At 65.7% G+C, this 19,971-nt stretch carries 17 protein-coding genes and 1 riboswitch; of the genes, 14 read left to right on the top strand and 3 right to left on the bottom strand.

The window, feature by feature from the left end; translation table 11 throughout:
* Positions 1-218: 218 nt before the first annotated feature.
* Positions 219-1,148 carry an AraC family transcriptional regulator gene (locus KLP42_RS18165; RefSeq protein ID WP_215568357.1) on the bottom strand — a complete coding sequence of 310 codons (930 nt, stop codon included), beginning with the start codon at positions 1,146-1,148 and terminating at the stop codon, positions 219-221.
* A gap of 382 nt (positions 1,149-1,530) precedes the next feature.
* Here KLP42_RS18165 and KLP42_RS18160 point away from each other — a divergent pair, with 382 nt between their 5' ends.
* The 8 genes from KLP42_RS18160 (at position 1,531) to KLP42_RS18125 (ending at position 9,157) form a co-directional block, all read left to right on the top strand.
* Complete coding sequence (locus KLP42_RS18160; protein WP_215568356.1) at positions 1,531-2,415, top strand: carbohydrate ABC transporter permease; 885 nt, start codon at positions 1,531-1,533, stop codon at positions 2,413-2,415.
* A gap of 4 nt (positions 2,416-2,419) precedes the next feature.
* The gene (locus KLP42_RS18155; RefSeq protein WP_215568355.1) at positions 2,420-3,328 is read left to right on the top strand and encodes a carbohydrate ABC transporter permease; all 909 of its coding nucleotides are present in this window, start codon (positions 2,420-2,422) and stop codon (positions 3,326-3,328) included.
* A gap of 3 nt (positions 3,329-3,331) precedes the next feature.
* Positions 3,332-4,447, top strand: coding sequence for an ABC transporter ATP-binding protein (locus tag KLP42_RS18150; protein ID WP_215568354.1), 1,116 nt, complete (start codon positions 3,332-3,334; stop codon positions 4,445-4,447).
* A 20-nt stretch (positions 4,448-4,467) separates the two neighbouring features.
* On the top strand, positions 4,468-5,727 hold the full coding sequence (locus tag KLP42_RS18145) for an ABC transporter substrate-binding protein (protein WP_215568353.1): 1,260 nt from the start codon (positions 4,468-4,470) through the stop codon (positions 5,725-5,727).
* A gap of 63 nt (positions 5,728-5,790) precedes the next feature.
* Positions 5,791-7,302: a polygalacturonase PglA gene (gene pglA / locus KLP42_RS18140; protein WP_252193076.1), complete on the top strand. Its 1,512-nt coding sequence runs from the start codon at positions 5,791-5,793 to the stop codon at positions 7,300-7,302.
* Positions 7,299-8,420 (top strand): glycoside hydrolase family 88/105 protein, encoded by a 1,122-nt coding sequence (locus KLP42_RS18135; protein ID WP_215568351.1) that lies wholly within the window; start codon positions 7,299-7,301, stop codon positions 8,418-8,420. Before pglA ends, KLP42_RS18135 begins: the two co-directional genes overlap by 4 nt.
* 78 nt (positions 8,421-8,498) lie before the next feature.
* Complete coding sequence (locus KLP42_RS18130; protein ID WP_215568350.1) at positions 8,499-8,747, top strand: type II toxin-antitoxin system VapB family antitoxin; 249 nt, start codon at positions 8,499-8,501, stop codon at positions 8,745-8,747.
* On the top strand, positions 8,744-9,157 hold the full coding sequence (locus KLP42_RS18125) for a type II toxin-antitoxin system VapC family toxin (protein ID WP_215568349.1): 414 nt from the start codon (positions 8,744-8,746) through the stop codon (positions 9,155-9,157). Before KLP42_RS18130 ends, KLP42_RS18125 begins: the two co-directional genes overlap by 4 nt.
* 12 nt (positions 9,158-9,169) lie before the next feature.
* Here the strand turns inward: KLP42_RS18125 and KLP42_RS18120 are convergent, their stop codons facing one another.
* A complete protein-coding gene (locus KLP42_RS18120) occupies positions 9,170-12,640 on the bottom strand; it encodes an ATP-binding protein (RefSeq protein ID WP_215568348.1) in 3,471 nt (1,156 codons plus the stop codon).
* Entirely contained in the window at positions 12,640-13,908 is a 1,269-nt protein-coding gene (locus KLP42_RS18115; protein WP_215568347.1) for a metallophosphoesterase family protein, read from the bottom strand. Before KLP42_RS18115 ends, KLP42_RS18120 begins: the two co-directional genes overlap by 1 nt.
* A 105-nt stretch (positions 13,909-14,013) precedes the next feature.
* Positions 14,014-14,116: riboswitch (TPP riboswitch) on the top strand.
* 155 nt (positions 14,117-14,271) lie between these two features.
* Between KLP42_RS18115 and KLP42_RS18110 the strand changes: the two genes are divergently transcribed.
* Genes KLP42_RS18110 through KLP42_RS18085 form a run of 6 tightly spaced genes read left to right on the top strand, consistent with a single transcriptional unit; the run spans position 14,272 to position 19,965 of the window.
* Positions 14,272-15,060, top strand: a complete 789-nt coding sequence (locus KLP42_RS18110; RefSeq protein WP_502941314.1) for an ABC transporter permease — start codon at positions 14,272-14,274, stop codon at positions 15,058-15,060.
* Positions 15,057-16,001, top strand: coding sequence for an ABC transporter substrate-binding protein (locus KLP42_RS18105; RefSeq protein ID WP_215568346.1), 945 nt, complete (start codon positions 15,057-15,059; stop codon positions 15,999-16,001). Before KLP42_RS18110 ends, KLP42_RS18105 begins: the two co-directional genes overlap by 4 nt.
* Positions 15,998-16,744 carry a hydroxyethylthiazole kinase gene (locus tag KLP42_RS18100; RefSeq protein WP_215568345.1) on the top strand — a complete coding sequence of 249 codons (747 nt, stop codon included), beginning with the start codon at positions 15,998-16,000 and terminating at the stop codon, positions 16,742-16,744. The genes KLP42_RS18105 and KLP42_RS18100 overlap by 4 nt, the downstream gene beginning before the upstream one ends.
* Complete coding sequence (gene thiE, locus KLP42_RS18095) at positions 16,731-17,393, top strand: thiamine phosphate synthase (protein ID WP_215568344.1); 663 nt, start codon at positions 16,731-16,733, stop codon at positions 17,391-17,393. Before KLP42_RS18100 ends, thiE begins: the two co-directional genes overlap by 14 nt.
* Entirely contained in the window at positions 17,390-18,190 is an 801-nt protein-coding gene (thiD, locus tag KLP42_RS18090; protein WP_215568343.1) for a bifunctional hydroxymethylpyrimidine kinase/phosphomethylpyrimidine kinase, read from the top strand. The genes thiE and thiD overlap by 4 nt, the downstream gene beginning before the upstream one ends.
* A complete protein-coding gene (locus KLP42_RS18085) occupies positions 18,190-19,965 on the top strand; it encodes a TRAP transporter large permease subunit (protein WP_215568342.1) in 1,776 nt (591 codons plus the stop codon). Before thiD ends, KLP42_RS18085 begins: the two co-directional genes overlap by 1 nt.
* Positions 19,966-19,971 lie beyond the last annotated feature (6 nt).

Raw genomic sequence — 19,971 nt, 5'->3', positions numbered from 1 at the left:
CGAACTCGCAGATCAACAGAGAGAGCTTTTGACATATCTGCCGACCTCCATCGGCAGATAGTTTGAATCAGAACATCGCTGATTTGCAAAGACCCGAAGATTCATTCAGTCAGGGAACCGCTCTAGCGTGTGCTTCTGGGGGGTCTGGTGGCAATGCCGGTCCTTCGGGTGGAAATCCGGGACGGCCCGCTGCGCTCTTGCCGCGGGTCGCCCCGCGATCATCCCTGCTTCTCTCGATTGCGGGCAATCAGCGGGTAGACGACAAGGCCGTCTTCCTGGCCGCGGGGAAACTGGCCGTCGCGGTGGCGGCGTTCGGCGGCCTTGTAGCCGGCGGGGCTGACGCCGATATAGTGCTTGAACATGCGTGAGAAGTAATAGCTGTCGCTGTAGCCCACGAAGGCCGCCGTCTGCTTCACCGAGCGCCCGCCCGCGAGGAGCCCCATGGCCCGCTCCATCCGCTTGAACTCCTGGTACTTGGTGGGCGTCAGGCCCACCTGCCGGCGGAAGGTGCGGCGGAAATAATCCAGATTGTAGGGGATGGAGGCAAGCACGGTCTCGACGATACCGTCGTTCAGCGGATCGGCGGCGATGCGGCTTGCGGCGACCATCACGGCCAGCGACAGCGCATCCGGATTGTCGACCGATGCCTCCTGCTGCTCGCGCCAGCCGAGAAAGGCGGCTTCGATGAACTGCGTCAGGAACACCATGAACATGTGGTGCTGGGGCAGTGTGATCGACGACAAAGGCACGGTTTCCCGGTAGTGCCGCACCAGCGGCGCGAGCATCTCCCAGCGCGGCAGGCGCACGGCCCGGCGGATCTCCATCTGCGAGATCAGGTCCATGCGGCCGAACACGTCCAGCGTGAAATGCTGCGCCACCCCCGTGTAGAGGTCGCTTGAGACGGTGCGGCCGATGAAGCGGGTATTCGCCTCGATCAGCATGGCCGAACCCGGCTCCATCACCACCTGCTCGCCACCGATTTCATAGACCGCTCTGCCTGTAAGACATATGACAAGGTCGTGCACCGCATTGGTCTTGTCGATCCGCCAGCTGGGGGAATGCAGCATCTTGATGGCGGAGCGGGTGAGGTTGAGGCTGAGCGCCTGCACCGGAATGGCGGCCAGGGGGCCGTGTTCGTTTTTGTCCATCTTTTTGTCCGGAAGCCTCTATTCTCTTCTGACGGGCCGAAGAAGATAGTAGCGGCTAACGGTGGAAAAGACCAGTTCCACCACCTGTTCAATGGGAGGAGCGGGGGAGGATCGGGAGGTTCGGCGATGCATTCGCGCGAGCTTTCGCATCAAGCCCCGATTTCGAGATGCAGAATTCGGAAAGCCTGAACTGGAACCCTGTCGCGCCTGACGGCCCGACGCCGCGCCCGCAATACAACGGTGCTGCTGCGGCATGCGCGACACGATCCCTGCCTGAAAACCTGTATGACATGAACGCGGCCAGCCGTGCCCGAACAGTGGCGGGTGCTGGCCGCGTCGCAGCGTCGGCCCGCCGGTCGCACGCATCTTTAGGAGTTGCCGCATGAGCGGAGACAACCGCTTCCTCGGGCTCGTCTATCTGTCGCCCTATATCATCGGGCTCATGGTGTTCACGGCGCTGCCGTTTGCCGCGTCCTTCTACCTGAGCTTTACCGATTACAACCTGATGAGCGCGCCGGTGTTTACCGGCCTCGACAATTACTGGAAGCTGTTCACCGGCGACCGCACCTTCCGCAAGTCGCTGTGGGTCACGCTGGTTTATGTGTTCACCACCGTGCCGCTGAAGCTCGCCTTCGCGCTCTTCATCGCGGTCATCCTGAACTACAAGCTGAAATTCATCAATTTCTTCCGCACCGCCTTCTACGTGCCCTCGATCCTCGGCGGTTCGATCGCGATTGCCGTGATGTGGCGTTATCTCTTTGCCGATGTCGGCATCGTCAACATGGCGCTGCAGGGGGTCGGGCTGGAGCCGGTCAACTGGTTCGGCGATCCGACGAATGCGCTCTTCACCATCACGCTTCTGCGCCTGTGGCAGTTCGGCTCGGCCATGGTGATCTTCCTCGCGGCGCTGCAAAGCATCGACAAGTCGCTCTACGAGGCAGCCTCGATCGATGGCGCGGGCAAGTTCTCCACCTTCTGGCACATCACAATGCCGCTGATCACGCCGGTCATCTTCTTCAACCTCATCATGCAGATGGTCCAGGCCTTCCAGGAGTTCAACGGCCCCTACATCATCACCCAGGGCGGGCCTCTGAAATCGACCTATCTTCTGCCGCTCTACATCTACGAAGAGGCCTTCAAGCGCTTCGACATGGGCTATGCCTCGGCGATTGCCTGGGTCCTCTTCGTCATCATCATGGTGCTCACCGTCATTGCCTTCTGGTCTTCGCGCCACTGGGTCTATTACGCCGGCGACAAGAGGAGCTAATCCCATGGCCGATCACGTTCTTTCCCCCAATCTTGCCGTCGACCGGGAGGCTGACCGCATCCTGAAGGCGCAGCGTCGCCGGCAGATCGTCAGCGCCACGTTTCGCTACGGCGTGCTCACCCTGGTCGGGCTGTTCATGCTCTACCCGCTGATCTGGCTGGTCGGGGCGTCGTTCAAGACCAATTCGGAAATCTTCGCAGGCGCCGGCTTCATTCCGCACGAGCCGACCGCCTCGGGCTATGTCAACGGCTGGAAGACGTCGACGCCCTACACGTTCGGGCATTTCTTCTGGAACACCTTCCTGATCGTGATGCCGAAGATCATCGGCACGGCGATTTCCTGCACGGCCGTTGCCTATGGCTTTGCCCGCTTCGACTTTCCGGGCAAGAAGATCCTGTTTGCCTCGCTGATCGCCACCCTGCTTCTGCCGAACGTGGTGACCCGCATTCCGCAATACCTGCTGTTCCGCGATCTCGGCTGGCTGGACAGCTATCTTCCGCTCTGGGTGCCGTCCGCCTTTGCGGGCGATGCGTTCTTCGTCTTCATGCTGGTGCAGTTCCTGCGCGCCATTCCGCGTGACATGGAGGAGGCAGCCCGCGTCGATGGCGCCAATACCTGGCAGGTGCTGCTGTTCATCGTCGTGCCGCTTCTCACACCGGCGCTGATCTCGGTCTGCCTCTTCCAGTTCATGTGGACGATGAACGACTTCCTCGGTCCGCTCATCTACATTTCGTCGGTCGACAAGTTCCCCGTGTCGCTGGCGCTCAAACTCTCGATCGATACCACCGAAGCCTTCGAGTGGAACCGGATCCTCGCCATGTCGGTGCTCACCATCATGCCGGCGCTGATCGTGTTCTTCCTGGCCCAGAAATATTTCATCGAAGGCATCTCCGCCGGTGGCGTGAAAGGATAAGTCATGGCTCGTCTGCAGCTCAGAAACCTCGAAAAAGACTATGGCGGCTTCAAAGCCGTGCACGGGATCAACCTGGACGTGGCCGATGGCGAGTTCATGGTGCTGGTCGGCCCCTCCGGTTGCGCCAAATCCACGACGCTGCGCATGATCGCCGGCCTGGAACGCGTCACCGGCGGCGAGATCCGCATCGGCGACAGCCTCGTCAACGACAAGGCGCCGGGCGAACGCGGCATCGCCATGGTCTTCCAGAACTATGCGCTCTATCCGCACATGAAGGTGCGCAAGAACCTCTCCTTCGGTCTTCGCCTCAAGCGTCGTCCCGCGGAAGAAATCGAGCAGGCGACCCGCGACGTCTCCAATATCCTCGAGATCGGCGATTATCTGGAGCGCCTGCCGAAGCAGCTTTCGGGGGGCCAGGCGCAGCGTGTTGCCGTTGGCCGCGCGCTGATCAAGAAGCCGCAGGTCTTCCTGTTCGACGAGCCGCTGTCGAACCTCGATGCCAAGCTGCGCGCCTCCATGCGCGTGCGCATCACGGATCTGCACAAGCAGCTGAAGGCGGATGGCCTGCAGTCCACCGTCGTCTACGTCACTCATGACCAGACGGAAGCCATGACGATGGGCGACCGGATCTGCGTGATGAAGGAGGGCCGCATCATGCAGGTGGCCGATCCGGTGACGCTCTACAACCGGCCGGCCAATGCCTTCGTTGCCGGTTTCATCGGCAGTCCCGAAATGAACCTCGTCGATGCCGACCTTTCCGGCAACCAGCTTGCGATCGGTTCGCAGAGCCTTGCGCTGGAGCCGGCAATGATGAACCGCCTGAGCCCCAAGGCCGGGGCTGCCCTTACCTTCGGGGTGCGCCCGCAGCATTTCGCAATTGTCGGCTCCGAAGCGGCCAATGCGCTCGCCGGTCGTGTCTCGCATGTCGAGTTCATGGGCCACGAGGTCTACCTCTACGTCAATGTCGAGGGCCAGCAGATGATCGTGGTGGTGTCCGCCGCGCATTACGACCGCAGCAAGATCAATGGTGATCTCGTTCGCCTGGCGCCGAGCCAGGAGACGGTGCACCTGTTCGACCGCAAGACCGGGGAGAATGTCTCCCTGGCCGATCTTCACTAAACATGTCCGGGAGGAATGACATGAAACTGACCAAGCTTTTCCTGGCGACGGCGTTGGCCGCCACCAGCCTTGCCCAGGTGGCGGGTGCTGCCGATCTGCGCATGTCGTGGTGGGGCGGCGACAGCCGCCACAAGGCAACCCAGGCGGCGCTGAAGGCCTGCGGCGACAAGTACGGCCACACCATCGCGGCCGAGTTCACCGGCTGGGACGGGCATCTGGAAAAGGTGACGACGCAGATTGCCGGCGGCACCGAAGCCGACATCATGCAGATCAACTGGCCCTGGCTGCCGCTCTTCTCGATCAATGGCGACGGCTTTGCCGATCTGAACCAGTACAAGGATGTGATCGATCTCAGCCAGTGGTCGCCGGAGGAACTGGCGGCCGGCTCCATGAACGGCAAGCTGAACGGGCTCTCCGTCTCCACCACGGGGCGCGTCTTCATGTTCAACAAGACGGCCTTCGAAAAGGCGGGCGTCGCCATTCCGAAGACCTGGGACGAACTGTTTGCCGCCGCCAAGCAGCTGAAGGAAAAGGCGGGGCCGGACGCCTATCCGATGAATGCCGTCAAGGAGACGGCGGTTCTGCTGATCTCGCTCTATGCGACGCAGAACACCGGCAAGGATCTGGTCGATCCGGCCAAGAAGAAGGTGGCCTGGACCGAGGATGAACTGGCCAAGGCCATCGATTTCTACGGCAAGATGGTGAAGGAAGGCGTCGTCGTGTCGCAGAAGGACAATGCGGCGGAAGGCAATCTCAACCTGTTCGAAAGCCCGAAATGGGCGGATGGCCGCATTTCCGGCTCCTATGAATGGGATTCGACCTTCTCGAAATATGCCGATCCGCTGAAGGGCCAGGTGCTGGAGCCGGTCGGCATCCTGAAGAATGCCGATGCCAAGACGGAAGGCGTCTATCGCAAGCCGTCGATGGTCTTCTCCATCTCCAAGCATTCGAAGAACCCGAAGGCGGCGGCGCAGATCGTCAACTGCCTGCTGAACGAGCCGGAAGGCATCACGGCACTCGGCACCTCGCGCGGCCTGCCGGCCAGCAAGGTTGCAGCCAAGATGCTGACGGATGCCGGCAAGATCGAGCCGCAGATCGTGGCTGCCCATGACATCATCATGAAGGCCACCGGCCCCACGGTCTCGCCGCTCAACGAGCACCCGGAAATCCGCGCCGTCTTCCTCGATACGCTGGAGGAATATGCCTACGAGCAGATCGATTCCAAGGAAGCGGCCGAACAGATCATTGAAGGCGTCAACGACGTGCTTGCCAAGTTCTGATGATCCGGAAGGCTCCCGGCATGCCGGGGGCCTTCCTCCCGACAAAGACAAGGAATGACCGGAATGTCCACCCTCGCGCTTCTGGCGGTGTCCACGCGCACGGCCAGCTTCAGCCTTGATGCGGAGCAGAACCTTTACGCGCTTGACGCTGCCCGCAGATGGAGCCTGACCGATGCGGCGGGGCGGCCGGTTGCCGCCGGGCAGGCGACAAGGGTGGTGATGACGCTGCATGGCCTTCTTCCGGGCCGCACCTACCGGCTTTCGGTGGAGGAGGCCGGTCTCAGCTTCACCACCGCAGCCGAAAGCGCGCTCATCGATATTACCGACTGCGGTGCCTCGGCGGACCATGATGACAATGCCGCGTTCATCCAGGCGGCCATCGACCGGCTTCCGCCGCAGGGCACGCTGAAGATCCCGCGTGGCCGTTTCCAGAGCGGGCCGCTGTTCCTGAAGAGCGACATGGTGCTGCTGCTAGAAGAGGGGGCCGTGCTTTCCGGCCATCCGGACCGCGCTCGCTATCCTGTTCTCGCCGCCCGTCACGCCGACGGACGCGTGCTCGGCACCTGGGAAGGGGTGGCGGAACCCTGCTTTGCCAGCCTGGTGACGGCGCTCGACTGCACGAACCTGACGATCACCGGCGCCGGCACAATTGATGGCGGCGGCGACCGCGGCGACTGGTGGAGCTGGCCGAAGGAGACGCGCGATGGCGCGCGCCGGCCGCGCACCCTGTTTCTGTCGCATGGGGAGGGCATTCGCCTGACGGGCCTGACCGTGCGCAATTCTCCGGCCTGGACCATCCATCCCGTTTTCTGCCGCGATCTGCTGGCGGCCGATCTCGTCATCGAGAACGATCCGCTTTCGCCCAATACCGACGGACTCAACCCGGAATGCAGCCGGGATGTCACGCTCACGGGGCTTTTCTTTTCCGTTGGCGATGACTGCATCGCCATCAAGGCCGGCAAGCGGGACCCGAAGGGCGGGCTGGAGCAGTCCTCGGAGCGTATCGTGGTGGAGAACTGCCGCATGGAGCGGGGCCATGGCGGCATCGTGATCGGCAGCGAGATGAGCGGCTCTGTGCGCGACATCACCGTGCGCCGCTGCGAATTGCGCGATACCGATCGCGGCTTGCGCGTCAAGACGCGGCGAGGGCGGGGCGGCAGCGTCGAGCGCATCACGCTGGAAGGCTGCACGATGGACCGGGTTGCCATGCCGCTGGTGATCAACAGCTTCTATTTCTGCGACGCCGACGGTCGCTCCGATTATGTGCAGTCGCGCCAGCCGCTGCCGGTAACCGATGCGACGCCGACGATTGCCGATATCATCATCCGCGACGTGGTGGCGGAGAATGTCGCGATTGCCGCCGCTGCCTTCTACGGACTGCCGGAAGCGCCGATTACCGGCATCACCATCGAGAATTACCGGGTCGGCTTCGATCCGGATGCCACGCCGGATGTGCCGGACATGGCCTGCGGCTTCGAGCCGATGCGCCATGCCGAGGTCGTCACCGAGAATGCGAGCCTCGCCCGCCCTGCCGGCCTCCACATCTCCCGTCCGACACAGAGTATTGCCGTATGACCTTCAGCCTGACCGATTATTTCGACGCCTATGCCCGTGACTATGCCTATTACAAGTCCGGCAGCTGGTGCTACGAGGACGGCTGCCTCTATCGTGGCCTGATCGCGCTCCACGAGGCAACCGGTGAGCAGCGCTGGTTCGATCACCTGACGCGGCTGGTGGACGGACAGGTGGACGCGGCAGGTTCGCTCGCAGGCTATGCGATCACCGAGTACAATATCGACAACGTGCTGCCGGGGCGGGCGCTGGTCTATCTTGCGCAGAAGACCGGACAGGCGCGGTATCGCACGGCGGCAGACCTGCTGGCCAGGCAGTTGCTGACGCATCCACGCATCGGGGCAGGGCCCTACTGGCACAAGCTGCGCTATCCGCACCAGGTCTGGCTCGACGGGCTCTACATGGCCCTGCCGTTCAAGGTGGAATATGCCGACCTCGCGGGCCAGCCGGACCTTGCCGAGCAGGCGCTGAGCGAGATGCTGACAGCGCTCGATCTTACCTTCGATGCAGCAAGCGGTCTTTATCGCCACGGCTATGACGAGGAGCGACTGCAGGCCTGGGCGGACCCGCAGACCGGCCTGTCGCCCGCGCATTGGGGCCGGTCCATCGGCTGGCTCGCCATGGCCATGGTCGACGTGGCGCAGGCGCTGCCGGCGGGGCCGGGGCGTGCTGCTTTGGCCGATCGCCTGTCCGCGCTTCTGAAGGCGCTCGCCGGCCTGCGCACCACCGACGGCCGCTGGCTGCAGGTCATCGACCAGCCGGAGCTTGCCGGCAATTACGCGGAAAGCTCCGCCACGGCCATGTTTGCCTATGCGTTCCTGAAGGCCGGGCGTCTGGGTATCGAAGGAGCGGCCGGACGGATCGGTGCGGAGGCGGTCATCAGCCTCGTGCGGCATGCAATGGGACCGGATGCATCGGGCCGCACGGTTCTGCAGAAGGTCTGCTGCGTCGCCGGCCTCGGCGGCTTCGACGGAAATTATCGCGACGGAACGCCGGCCTACTACCTGTCCGAAACGCTGCGCGATGACGACATCAAGGGCGTCGGGCCGCTGATGATGGCACATGCGGAAGGGGAGATGGCGCGCCGCGCCGCGATGGAACGCAGCGAAGCCGTGGCCTGACTGGCAGGCTTGCCGGCACCTGCCATCTTGATGGCAGATGCTTGTCCGCCTATAGTGAAGGCCAGAAGGAGAAATCCGATGGCCGAACCGCAACTTTCCGTCCGCAGCGCGAAGGCGCGTGACCTTGCCCACCGGCTCGCCCGCCGCGAGAACCGGTCGATCGCCGACATTGTCGAACGGGCGCTCGAATCCTACGAGATCCGCGAGGCGGGCCGCGAGCCCGCGACCGCCTTCTATGCGCGCCTGACCGACCAGTCCGGTACCGATATCGATCTGGACGAGATCATCCGCGCCGGACGCATGCCGCATGCGGGGATCGATCTTTGATCTTTCTCGATACCAATGTCGTTTCCGAAACGCTGAAGAAGGCGCCGTCGGAGGCCGTGATCGCCTGGCTGGTCCGCCATGATGCGGAAATCGCGCTGTCTTCGGTGGTCATCGGCGAGATCGCCTATGGCATTGCCAAGATCCGGCCGGACCAGCGCGCCGACCGGCTGGAGCAGGGGCTCAGCGACTGGCGCCGGCGTTTTGCCGACCGCATCTTTGCCTTCACCGAAGAGGCGGCGCTGGCCTATGGCATGCTGATGGGCGAGGCGGCGCGGCAGGGCCGGGTGATGTCTGCGCCCGACGGCATGATCGCCGCCATTGCGCGCCTGCATGGCGGGCGGCTTGCCACCCGCAACACCGGCGATTTCCTCACCTGCGGCCTCGACATCGTCAATCCCTGGGATTTCTGAGCGGCCGCCCCGTCACAGGGTGTGGATGCGCACCTCCGGCACCACGGCTTGGGCGATCTCGCAGAGATGGCGATGATGCGTCAGGTAGATCACCTGGCCGAGCCGTGCCATCTGGCCGAACAGGCGGAATACTTCTTCCGAGCGCAATTCGTCGAAGGTTTCCATGATATCGTCGGCGATGAAGGGCACCGGCGGGCGCACGGCGGCCAGTTCCTCATAGCCGGCAAGGCGGAGCGCCAGATAGAGCTGGTAGCGCGTGCCGGTCGACATCACCTCGGAGAGCCTGGAGGCGCCATCGCGCGCAACCCCGATCAGCACTTCGCGATCCTTGTCCGGCTGGGCGGCAAGTCCGGAATAGTCGCCGCGGGTGATCTGGCGGAAGGCTTCGGAGGCGCGTTTCATCATCGAGCTGCGGTGCCGCTCGCGATAAAGCGACAGGGCGTTTTCCGCCGCCAGCGTGCCGGCCCGGAGCTTCAGATAGGCAAGCGCCCGCTCCTCGATATCGAGGAGGAGGGTGGAGCGGCGTGCCTCCAGCTTGGCCACCGCATCGTCGCCCCCCACGGCCTCGACCCGGTCACGGGCCCGGGCCAGTTCGGCAAACAGCATGCGGCTGCGCTCGGCGAGGTTGTCGATCCGCTCGGCAAGTTCCTCCGCCTCGCGCGCCACGGCCTGCGCATCCGCATCGGCAAGCAGGGCTTCTGCCTCGGAAAGGCTTGCGACCTTCAGTTCGCCGAGAAGATCCGCCCTCAGATCGCTGCGTCGCCGCTCCAGCTGGTCGCGCTCGGCGGCCCGCTGCAACTGCATGCTTGCCTCGGCCAGGGTCTCCACGCCAAAGAAGCCGAGCAACTCCTGCCGGCGGGCCTGATGGGCGTCGATTGCCCGCTGCAGGTCGGCGCGCTCGGCGCGCGCCCGCTGCAGGTCCGCAGCCTTGGCGGTCTGGCGGTCGCGTGCGCGCTCCGCCTCTGCCCTGCGAGCGGCAAGCAGGCCTGCGAGATCGCGTGGCGAAAGTCCGTCCGCCGGCCATTGCAGCGCCTCGCGCAAGGCATCCACCTCGATGGCAAAGGCCTGCATGTCGCGCTCCATCAGCTGGATGCGCTGGAAAAGCTGTTCGCGCTCGCGCAGGATCGCCGGCAGCTCGGCGAGGGCGTCGAGAATGGCGCGCACGGCCGCCGGATCGGTCTCGTGACCAAACCAGGTGCGGTCAAGGGCAGAGCTCCAGTCGGCCGTCCAGCGACCCTCGGCCGCTTCTGCTTCGACGAGATCCCGCTGCCGTTCCGACAGGTCGCGGCGAAGATCTTCCAGCCGGCTGTCCAGCCCGCGGCGCTCGGCGAGCGCGGACTGCAGATCGGCCAGCCGGTCGGCGGCACCGTCGATCAGCAGGCGTGGATCGGCACCGTCCTCGACCGGCCAGCCAAGCGCCTCCAGCACCTCCTGCAACCGTCCGAGCGCCTCGTCCAGTTCATCCTTGCAGGCGCTTCTGCGTGCCTCGGCCTGCCGCAGCGTCTCTGCAAGCGCGAGGGCTTCGCTGCGCCGCAGGCGCCATTCGTCCAGCCGGGACAGCAGGCTCGCCATCTCCTGGCTCGCGGAGACGGGAAATGGGCAGCCGGCCTCCACGGCATGGCGCAACGCATCCATCTCCGCCGATGCTTCGTCCGCGAGCGCCTCCTCCTGCGCCAGGCTGGCGCGGCAGACCTGCGCCTCCTGCTGCAACTGCCTGAGTTCCGCCAGATCGCTGGCGCGGGCAAGGCGGGCCTCGGCCAGTTGGTCGTCCTGTCTGAGCCGGTCTTCGAACTGCCGTGCCGTCTCGGCATCGAGGTTTGCCCGATGCGCCTGCCAGGCCGCTTCGCGGGCCGCGCGGGCAGCGATGGCGGCGGCATCGTCGATGGTCGGTCCGGCGCCCTGCAGCGCCTGCAGCCGGGCCGTCACCTCGGCCAGCCGCGACGTCAGTTCGCGCTGCCGGTCGCGGCTGCGCTCAAGGCGCCGCTCGATGTCGGTGGCGCGCTGGCGCCAGCTTTCGATCTGCCGGACATCGGCCCCATCCTGCCGGGAAAGCTCTTCGACATCGCCCTGCCAGGGGTGCAGCCTGTCCAGCGCGCGCTGAAGGTTTTCCGCAACCTCGCGGCTGCTGCGGCTTTCGGCCCGCAGCCTTGTCTGCAATTCGCCCTTCTGCAGCGCTGCGACGGCAGTTTCCAGCCGGCGCAGCAGCGCGGCAGACGGCAGCGTGCCGACGCCGTCCTGCTCCAGCCGTCCTTCCAGGTCGTCAAGGGCCAAACGCGCCCGCTCCACCTCGCGCGCCGCGTTTGCGCGCGTTGCCGCTATGCCGGAACGGGTCTCGATCAGGTCGCGCAGCGTACCTGCAAGCGCGGCGGGCAGCACGAGCGCGGCGGCATCGGCTTCTGCCGGCTGGCCCAGCGCAGCCAGTGCCCGTCCAAGGGCGGCCTGCTGCTCGGCGAGCGACAGGCGGCGCTTGGGCAGGTCGTTTTCCGCCGTCTGATAGCGGGCGCGGCCGTCATCCAGACCGGCAATGCGGGCCGACAGCGACAGCAGGGCGGCATCCGGCACGATGTCGGCCAGTTCCTGCTCCAGCCGCAGGATCGCGGCATCGAGACCCTCGCTTCGTGTCTGCAGCCGGGTTTCGTCGCGCATCAGTTCCGGCAGAAGGTCTGCCCATTCGCGCGGCGGGCGCGGCAGGTCGGCATGGGCTTCCGCCTCGGCTGCGAGCCGCGCCAGTTCGCGCGACAGCGGCAGGGCCCGCTGCAGGGAGGCAAGATGCGCCTGCCGGGTGCGCGCAGCGGAAAGCTCGGCCAGCACTTCCGCATAGGCCTTGTCCGCCTGCGCCTGCGTGGCCACCAGCCCTGCATAGGTCGAGGCATAGGTATCGATCGCCTCGCGTTCGGCCTTCAGCGCCGCAAGCTGCTGTTTCAGTTCGGCAAGCTCGGTATTGCGCGCCCGCTTGCGGTGAAACTGGTGCGCCTCCTCACTGGCTGCGGCAAGAACCCGGCTGATATCGGCAAGGCCCGAGCTTGCTGAAAACAGCATCTCGCCCAGATCGCCCTTGCTTTCCAGGATTGCGGCACCGCCATCGCGCAGCGAGCGGTCGTCCAGAGAGAACATGGTGCGATAGGATTCGCGGCTGATGCCGCCGAGTGCGGACGAGAGCAGCGCCTCGTTGACCGGCTGCCCCCGCGGATCGACCAGCGCCTGGCTGCGCTGCTTCAGCCGCACCAGCATGTGCTCTGCGCCGTCGAATTCCAGCACGGCGCCCACCTGCATGGCGCTGTAGGCATGCAGGAAATTGTAGCCGCTGCGCTCCGGTATGCCGAACAACAGGTCGAGATAGGCGGAAAAGGCGGTGGACTTGCCGGCCTCGTTGAGACCGTAGACGATGTGCAGATCCGGCGCGCCGGGTGTCGCCGGCCCGAAATCGATCGCCTGGTCGGTGAATTTGCCGTAGCGGGTAAGGTCGAGACGCCTGAGGCGCATCAGCGCTCCTCCCCGGAGGCTGCAACGAGACGGGCAACGAGATCCTCGCTGCCCTCGCGGATGACCGTTTCCACGAAGACATCGAAGGCGGCCGGGTCATTGCCGGCCAGCCTGCGCGCTTCGGGCGGCAGGTCGTCCAGCAGGCCCTGTACCAGATCGCGCACCTCCTGACGGAAACTGTGGGCGGGCAGAACCTCGTCGCGCATCAGGGTGCCCAGTTCCAGCACCGGATCGCCGGAGACCGTCCGGCCGGGCAGCGAGGGGGCGGCGACGGCCAGTTCCAGCTTCTCCACCCAGGTCCGCCCCGCGCGCTCCGCCCTCTGCTCGGCCTCGGCGATCAGCAGGTCGAGATCACGGCGGAGACGAAAGGCAAGCGCGCTTTCGCCCGTAAGCCGCAGGCGCGCCACCAGATGGTCGGAGCGGGTGCGGGTCCGTTCGGTCTCCAGCGCCTCACCGATCAGATCCATCAGGCCGCGCCAGTCGGTCGCCGTCGACACATCCACCGTCACGCGGGCGAACTGGGCAAGGCTGGTCAGCCGCTCCTCCACGGACACGGTTCCATCATCGGCGATTGTCACGAGGGACACCGTCTTTTCGCCGGCCTCGTTGATGTCGCGCCCCTGCGGCATGCCGGGCATGATCACCATGCGCTCGCCGGCGTGGTGGGTGCGCTGGTGGATGTGGCCAAGCCCCCAGTAGTGGAAGCCATGCGCATGCAGATCGGCTGCAGAGCAGGGCGCGTAGGGGTCATGTCCCGGCGCGCCGGCAAGGCTGGTGTGCATCAGGCCGATATTCACCGCGCCGCCGATCGGCGGCTTGTATTTCGGCAGCAGGCTTTCCGGCGCCTGCGGCCTCGAGAAGCTGATGCCGTGAATGGCGATGGCAAGCCCGCCGCGCTTCAGTTCCACCGCCTCCGCCCGGCCGCCGAACACCTTCACCGACGGCGGCAGCACCAGTTCCTGGGTGATTTTCGACAGGGCGTCGTGATTGCCGCGGATCTTGAAGACGGCGATGCCGGCCGCATGCAGCCGCTGCATCTGCGTGGCGAGAAACCGGGCGGTCTTCATCGAGGTCTGGTCCCCGTCATAAAGATCGCCGGCGATCATCAGCGCATCCACCTGCTCCTCGAGGCAGAGATCGACGATGCGCACCAGCGCTTGGCGGGTGGCGTCGCCCACCAGGGCCGCAAGCTCCGGATTGCGCAGCGACAGCGAGCGAAGCGGGGAATCGAGGTGAAGATCGGCAGTGTGAACGAACCTGAAAGCCATGCCCATGGTCTAGCGCTCCGGCGCGCGGCTGGCAACGCTTGGCCGGCCTTTCGCAAAACATCCCGCACAGGCAATTGACATTGGCGGCGATTTCCACAAAGGTCACCGCATTCCGAGGGGGGCATCGTACGATGCTGAGATGGCGGTGAGCCGGACCCTTGAACCTGATCCGGGTCATGCCGGCGTAGGAACGGAAACGCGAAAGCCCGCGGTCTGCGGCCAGTCTCGCCATTTCTCTTCTCCGCTTCACCTGGGTCTCCCTGCTGTCTGGCTCTGGAGATCGCGATGTCATTCCTGCTACACCCCTTGAGGGGTCACCCCATCCTCCGCATCAGGTCCGGTCTGCCGACCGGCTGATACCGCATGTCGATGGCCCGCACGGGCTCGGCGCTCCTCGTCCTGCTGCTGGTGTGGCAGGGCGTCGTCACGCTGTTCGAGCCGCCCCGCTATCTGTTGCCAGCGCCACAGGCCGTGCTGCAGGTGTTCCTGCGCCAGCCGGGCTTCCTGCTGCACCACACGTTGGTGACCGCCGGTGAAATTGTCGTCGGCCTTGTCCTCGGCAGCCTTCTGGGGGCGGCCACCGCGCTTGCGCTTGCCGCCTGGCCGAAAGTCGGCGGGCTCGTCTGGCCGCTGGTGCTGATCCTGCAGGCGTTGCCGGTTTTCGTGCTGGCGCCGGTCCTCGTCCTGTGGCTCGGCTTCGGGCTGGCCTCGAAGGTGGCGATGACGGTGATCATCATCTTTTTTCCCGTCGCCTCGGCCTTTGCCGACGGGCTGAAGCGCACCGACCCCGTTCTGCTCGATGCGGCGGCGCTGACGCCGGCAAGCCACCTTCAGGTGCTGGTGATGCTGCGCATGCCGCTGGCGCTGCCGGCCCTGATTTCCGGGCTGCGGGTGGCCGCACCCCTTGCGCCGCTCGGTGCCGTCGTCGGCGAATGGGTGGGAGCGGCCGCCGGGCTCGGCTTCATCATGATCCAGGCGAACGCCCGCCTGCAGACCGACATCCTGTTTGCCGCCGTGGCGGTGCTTGCCCTCTTCACCCTTCTCCTGCGGCTCGCCGTCGATCGGCTGACGGCGGGCCTCGTTCCCTGGGCGCCGGAGAAGAACGAAATCTCTTCCCCTCACCTCTCCCTCAGAAGGAAAACCAACGGATGAAACGATCGATCCGCGCGCTCACAACGGCGCTTCTGCTCGCGCTCGCCCCGGCCTCCTCGCAGGCCGCCGACAAGCTCAGCGTTCTCCTGGAATGGTTCGTCAATCCGGATCATGCTCCGATGGTGATTGCTGCCGAGAAAGGTTACTTCGCCGAGGAAGGCCTCGATGTGCAGCTGATCGCGCCCTCCGATCCCTCGGCGGTGCCGCGCCTCGTCTCCACGCGACAGGCCGATATCGGCATTCACTACCAGCCCAATCTCTATCTCGATCATGCCGCCGGCCTGCCGCTGGTGCGCTTCGGCACCCTGGTCGAAACGCCCCTCAACACCGTGACCGTGCTGGCCGACGGCCCGATCAAGAGCCTGAAGGACCTGAAGGGCAAGAAGATCGGCTTTTCCGTCGCCGGCTTCGAGGAGGCGATGCTGAAGCGCATGCTGGCCTCCGAAGGCGTGGAACTGACCGATGCCGAACTGATCAACGTCAATTTCTCGCTGTCTCCCTCGCTGATCGGCGGCAAGGTGGATGCAACCGTCGGCGGTTTCCGCAATTTCGAGCTGACGCAGATGAAGCTCGAAGGGCATCCGGGGCTCGCCTTCTTTCCCGAGGAGCATGGCGTTCCCGTCTATGACGAGCTGATCTTCGTCACCCGCCCGGATCTCCTGAAGGACAGCCGCCTGCCGCGTTTCCTGCGCGCGGTCGAAAAGGCCGCCGTCTTCATCACCAACCATCCGAAGGAGGGCTGGGACCTGTTCGTGAAGGCCTATCCGAACCTCGACGACGAACTGAACCGCACGGCCTTCACCGATACGCTGCCCCGCTTTGCCAAGCGCCCGGCCGCACTTGATCGCGGTCGCTACGAACGCTTCGGCGCCTTCATGGCCGAGAGCAAGCTCATTCCCTCGGCTCCCGTCGTCGATGACATTGCGGTGGAACTGAAATGAACGAGAGCCTTTCCCGCCCGACCGCTGCGGATGCGGCCGAGCTTCTGGCACGGGTGCGGGCGCGGCGCCCGCGCGTGCACTGCCTGATGAATTCCGTCGTGCAGAAATTCACAGCCGATGGCATTACCGCCGTTGGCGCCATCCCGTCGATGACCGCTTCGCTGGACGAGGTCGCCGATTTCGTGGCGCGCGCCGACGTGCTCACCGTCAATCTCGGCACGCTGGATGCGGAGCGGCGCCACGTCATCCGGCTTGCCGTCGACATGGCCAATGCTGGCGGCAAGCCCTGGATCCTCGATCCGGTGCATTGCGACTATTCGCCGGGCCGTCTCGCTTTCGCGCAGGAACTGATCGGGCTCGGACCGACCGTGGTGCGCGGCAACCGGGCGGAAATGGCGCTGATCGGCGAGGTCCGCGCCAGTCTCGCCATCGAGACCGGACCGGTCGACCGCCTGTGCGACGGAGCGGTGCAGGTCACCGTCGAGAACGGCCATGCCTGGATGGCCGGTGTCACCGGCACCGGCTGCCTGTCGGGCGGCGTCATTGCGGCGTTTCTGGCGGTCGAGGGCAATGCGCTGAAGGCCGCGGCGGCGGCGCTTGCGACGACCGGTGTTGCGGCGGAGCTTGCCGCGCCCGAGGCGCGCGGCCCCGGCAGCTTCGGCATCGCCTTCCTTGATACGCTTGCCTCGCTGAGCGCCGATGACCTCCTGAAACACGCAAGGATTCGCCATGCGACCGCTTGATTACCGTCTGAACGCCATTGTCGATGCTGCGCTCTCCGATGTGGCGCCGCTGCCGGAATTGGCGGCCCGCGCGGCCCGCGCCGGCGCAACCCTTATCCAATACCGCGACAAGACCGCCTCGACACGCCTGATGATCGAACGCGCCAGCGCGATCCGGGCAGCGCTCGCCGACACCGGCATAGCCTTTGTCGTCAATGACCGGGTGGATGTGGCACTGGCGGCCGGCGCCGGCGGCGTGCATCTCGGCGCCGAGGACATGGAGGCCGAACAGGCGCGTGCGCTTCTCGGTCCGCGCGCGATCATCGGCCTTACGGTGAAGACCCCGGAGGATGCGGCCCGCGCCGGCACGGCGCCGGTCGATTATGCCTGCATCGGCGGCGTGTTCGAGACGCTGTCCAAGCTCAACCCGGACCCGCCGGTCGGTCTCGCCGGGCTGAAGGCGCTGCGCCGGCAGATCCGCGATCTCAACCCCGCGCTTCCTGTTGGCGCGATTGCCGGCATCACGCTGACCCGCATTCCCGATGTGATCGCCGCCGGGGTCGATGGGGTGGCGGCAATCTCCGCGCTGTTTCGCGCCGACGACATCGAGGCCGCCATCCGCGGCTTCCGCACCACCATCGACCACGGACTGAAGGAGAGACAGGCATGACCGCGATTGCACTGACCATTGCCGGATCCGACAGCGGCGGCGGCGCCGGAATCCAGGCCGACATCAAGACCTTTTCAGCGCTCGGCGCCTATGCCGCAAGCGTGCTGACGGCCGTGACGGCCCAGAACACCCGCGGCGTGACGGCGGTCGAGGACATGTCGCCCTCCGTCATCGCCGCGCAGATCGATGCGGTGCTCGGCGATCTCGCCGTCGATGCGGTGAAGATCGGCATGGTGTCGCGCGCCGAAACCATCGGCGTGATCGCCGGCCGGCTGTCGTCCTTCGCCGGCCCCATTGTCGTCGATCCGGTGATGGTCGCGACCTCCGGTGACCGTCTGCTACGCGAGGATGCGATGGCGGCACTGGTGGGTGAGCTTCTGCCACTCGCCCATGTGGTCACGCCGAACCTTGCGGAGGCAGCCCTCCTGACCCGCCATCCCATCGCGGCGGGGCCAGAGGAGATGATCGGCCAGGCCCGCATCATCCTTGGCTTCGGCGCGAAGGCCGTGCTGATCAAGGGCGGCCATGGAACGAGCGAGACGAGCACCGACCTTCTGGTGACGCATGAGGCAGTCACCGCGCTTGCCGCACCGCGCATCGACACGCGCAACGACCACGGCACCGGCTGCACGCTGGCCGCCGCCGTCACCGCGCATCTGGCGAAGGGGCTGGCGCTTGCCGAGGCCTGCCGCGCGGCAAAGACCTATCTGCATGCCGCGCTCGAGGCCGGCCGTGGTCTCAGCATCGGGCAGGGCAGGGGACCGGTGCATCATTTTCATGCCTGGTGGACGGCGTGATGAAGCGCTGGCTCGGCACAGTGGAGGCGGTTCTCGGGGCGCTGGCCGCCCTGCTGCTGCTTGTCCTGCTGGTGCTGGTACTGGTCAATGTCATGCTGCGCTACGTTTTCCAGGCGGGCTTCATCGGTGCGGAGGACCTGGGCATCTGGCTCAATCTGGCGCTGATCTCGGTTGCCGCGCCACTGTCGCTCACCGGGCCGCTGTCGATGCGGTTCGATGTTGGCCGCCGGCTGTTCGGGTCTCGCATCGGTGCGGTGGTCGATACGCTGGCCGATGCCGTCAGCGTCGTGGCGGCGCTGGCACTGGTCAGCGGGGCTGTGGCCACCATGGGCATGCTCGGCGGCACCTCGCCGACGCTCGGCCTGCCGGAATGGGTGCGTTATGCCTTCGTCGCCACAGGCGGCCTGCTGTTGCTGCTGATGCTCGGCCTCCGGCGTCTCGCCGATGACAAGGCTATGGGTCTTGTGGCGGCGCTGGCAATCGGCTCTGCACTCCATGTCGCGGCCAGCCGTTTCGACTTTGGTGGCGACTGGCCGCCCAGCCTGTGGCTGGCGCTGATGGCCGGTCTCGGCCTCATCTCGGCTGCGCCGCTGGCGCATGCCTTCCTTGCTGCCGCCTCGCTGGCACGCCTGTTCGGCAGCAGCCTGCCGGAACCGGCGCTGGTGGCGGCTTCGGTCAACGGCATGTCGAAATTCCTGTTGCTTGCCATTCCCTTTTTCCTGCTGGCCGGCGGCCTGCTGACCGCCTCCGGTGCCGCCGAACGGCTGGTGCGCTTTGCCGCAACTCTTGTGGGCCACCGGCGCGCCGGTCTTGCCCAGACGGTGCTGCTGACGAGCGTGATCTTTTCCGGCGCGTCCGGCTCATCGGTCGCCAATGCCGCCTTCGGCGCCTCCACCTTCCAGCCGCAGCTGGTGCGCAACGGCTATCCCCCGGCACAGGCCGGCGCGATCATCGCCGCGGCCTCCGTGCTCGACAATGTCATTCCGCCCTCGATCGCCTTCCTGCTGCTGGCCGCCGCCACCAATCTGTCCGTCGGCTCGCTGCTTTCCGGCGGCTTCCTTGCGGGCGGATTGATGGCGGTCTGCCTTGCCGTCGCCATCCACCTTTCGGTGCGGGCGCGCCCGGAAGGACGTCCCGCCACGCCGGCGGAGCGGGGAAGGGCGGCCCTTTCGGCCCTGCCTGCCTTCGGTCTGGGGATCATCGTCGTCGTCGGCATCCGCTTCGGCGTGGTAACCACCACGGAGGCGGCGGCGCTCGCCGCCGGCTACACGCTGTGCCTGGCGCTTGCCGCACGGCTCGACCGCAGGCACCTGCTGGCAGGCTTCCGGCAGGCCGCGACAGAGGCCGGCGCAATCGGCCTCTTGATCGGCTCGGCCGGACCCTTCGCCTTCCTGCTGGCGGTGGACGATGTCGGCAACCTGATTGCCGGGGCGGTGCATTCCTTCGGAAGCAGCCCTTGGCTCGTGCTGCTGATGGCCAATCTGGTGCTGCTTTTGGCAGGACTGGTGCTGGATATCGGCGCGGCCATTCTGCTGCTCGGCCCCATCCTGTTGCCTGTTGCGACGGCGGCGGGCATCGACCCGATCCATTTCGGGGTGATCCTGGTGGTCAATCTGATGATCCACGGGCTGACGCCGCCGCTCGGCATGCTGGTCTTCGTCGTCTCGGGCGTCACCGGCGTTCAGGCGGCCCAGCTGTTCCGGGCCGTCCTGCCCTATCTTTTCGCGCTCCTGGTGGCGCTTCTCATTCTCTCCCTTGCAACCCTGATGTTCTGACGAGGT

Source organism: Rhizobium sp. CSW-27 (assembly GCF_018760785.1).
Lineage (GTDB): Bacteria > Pseudomonadota > Alphaproteobacteria > Rhizobiales > Rhizobiaceae > Neorhizobium.
This window is presented reverse-complemented; position numbering and strand designations above follow the sequence as displayed.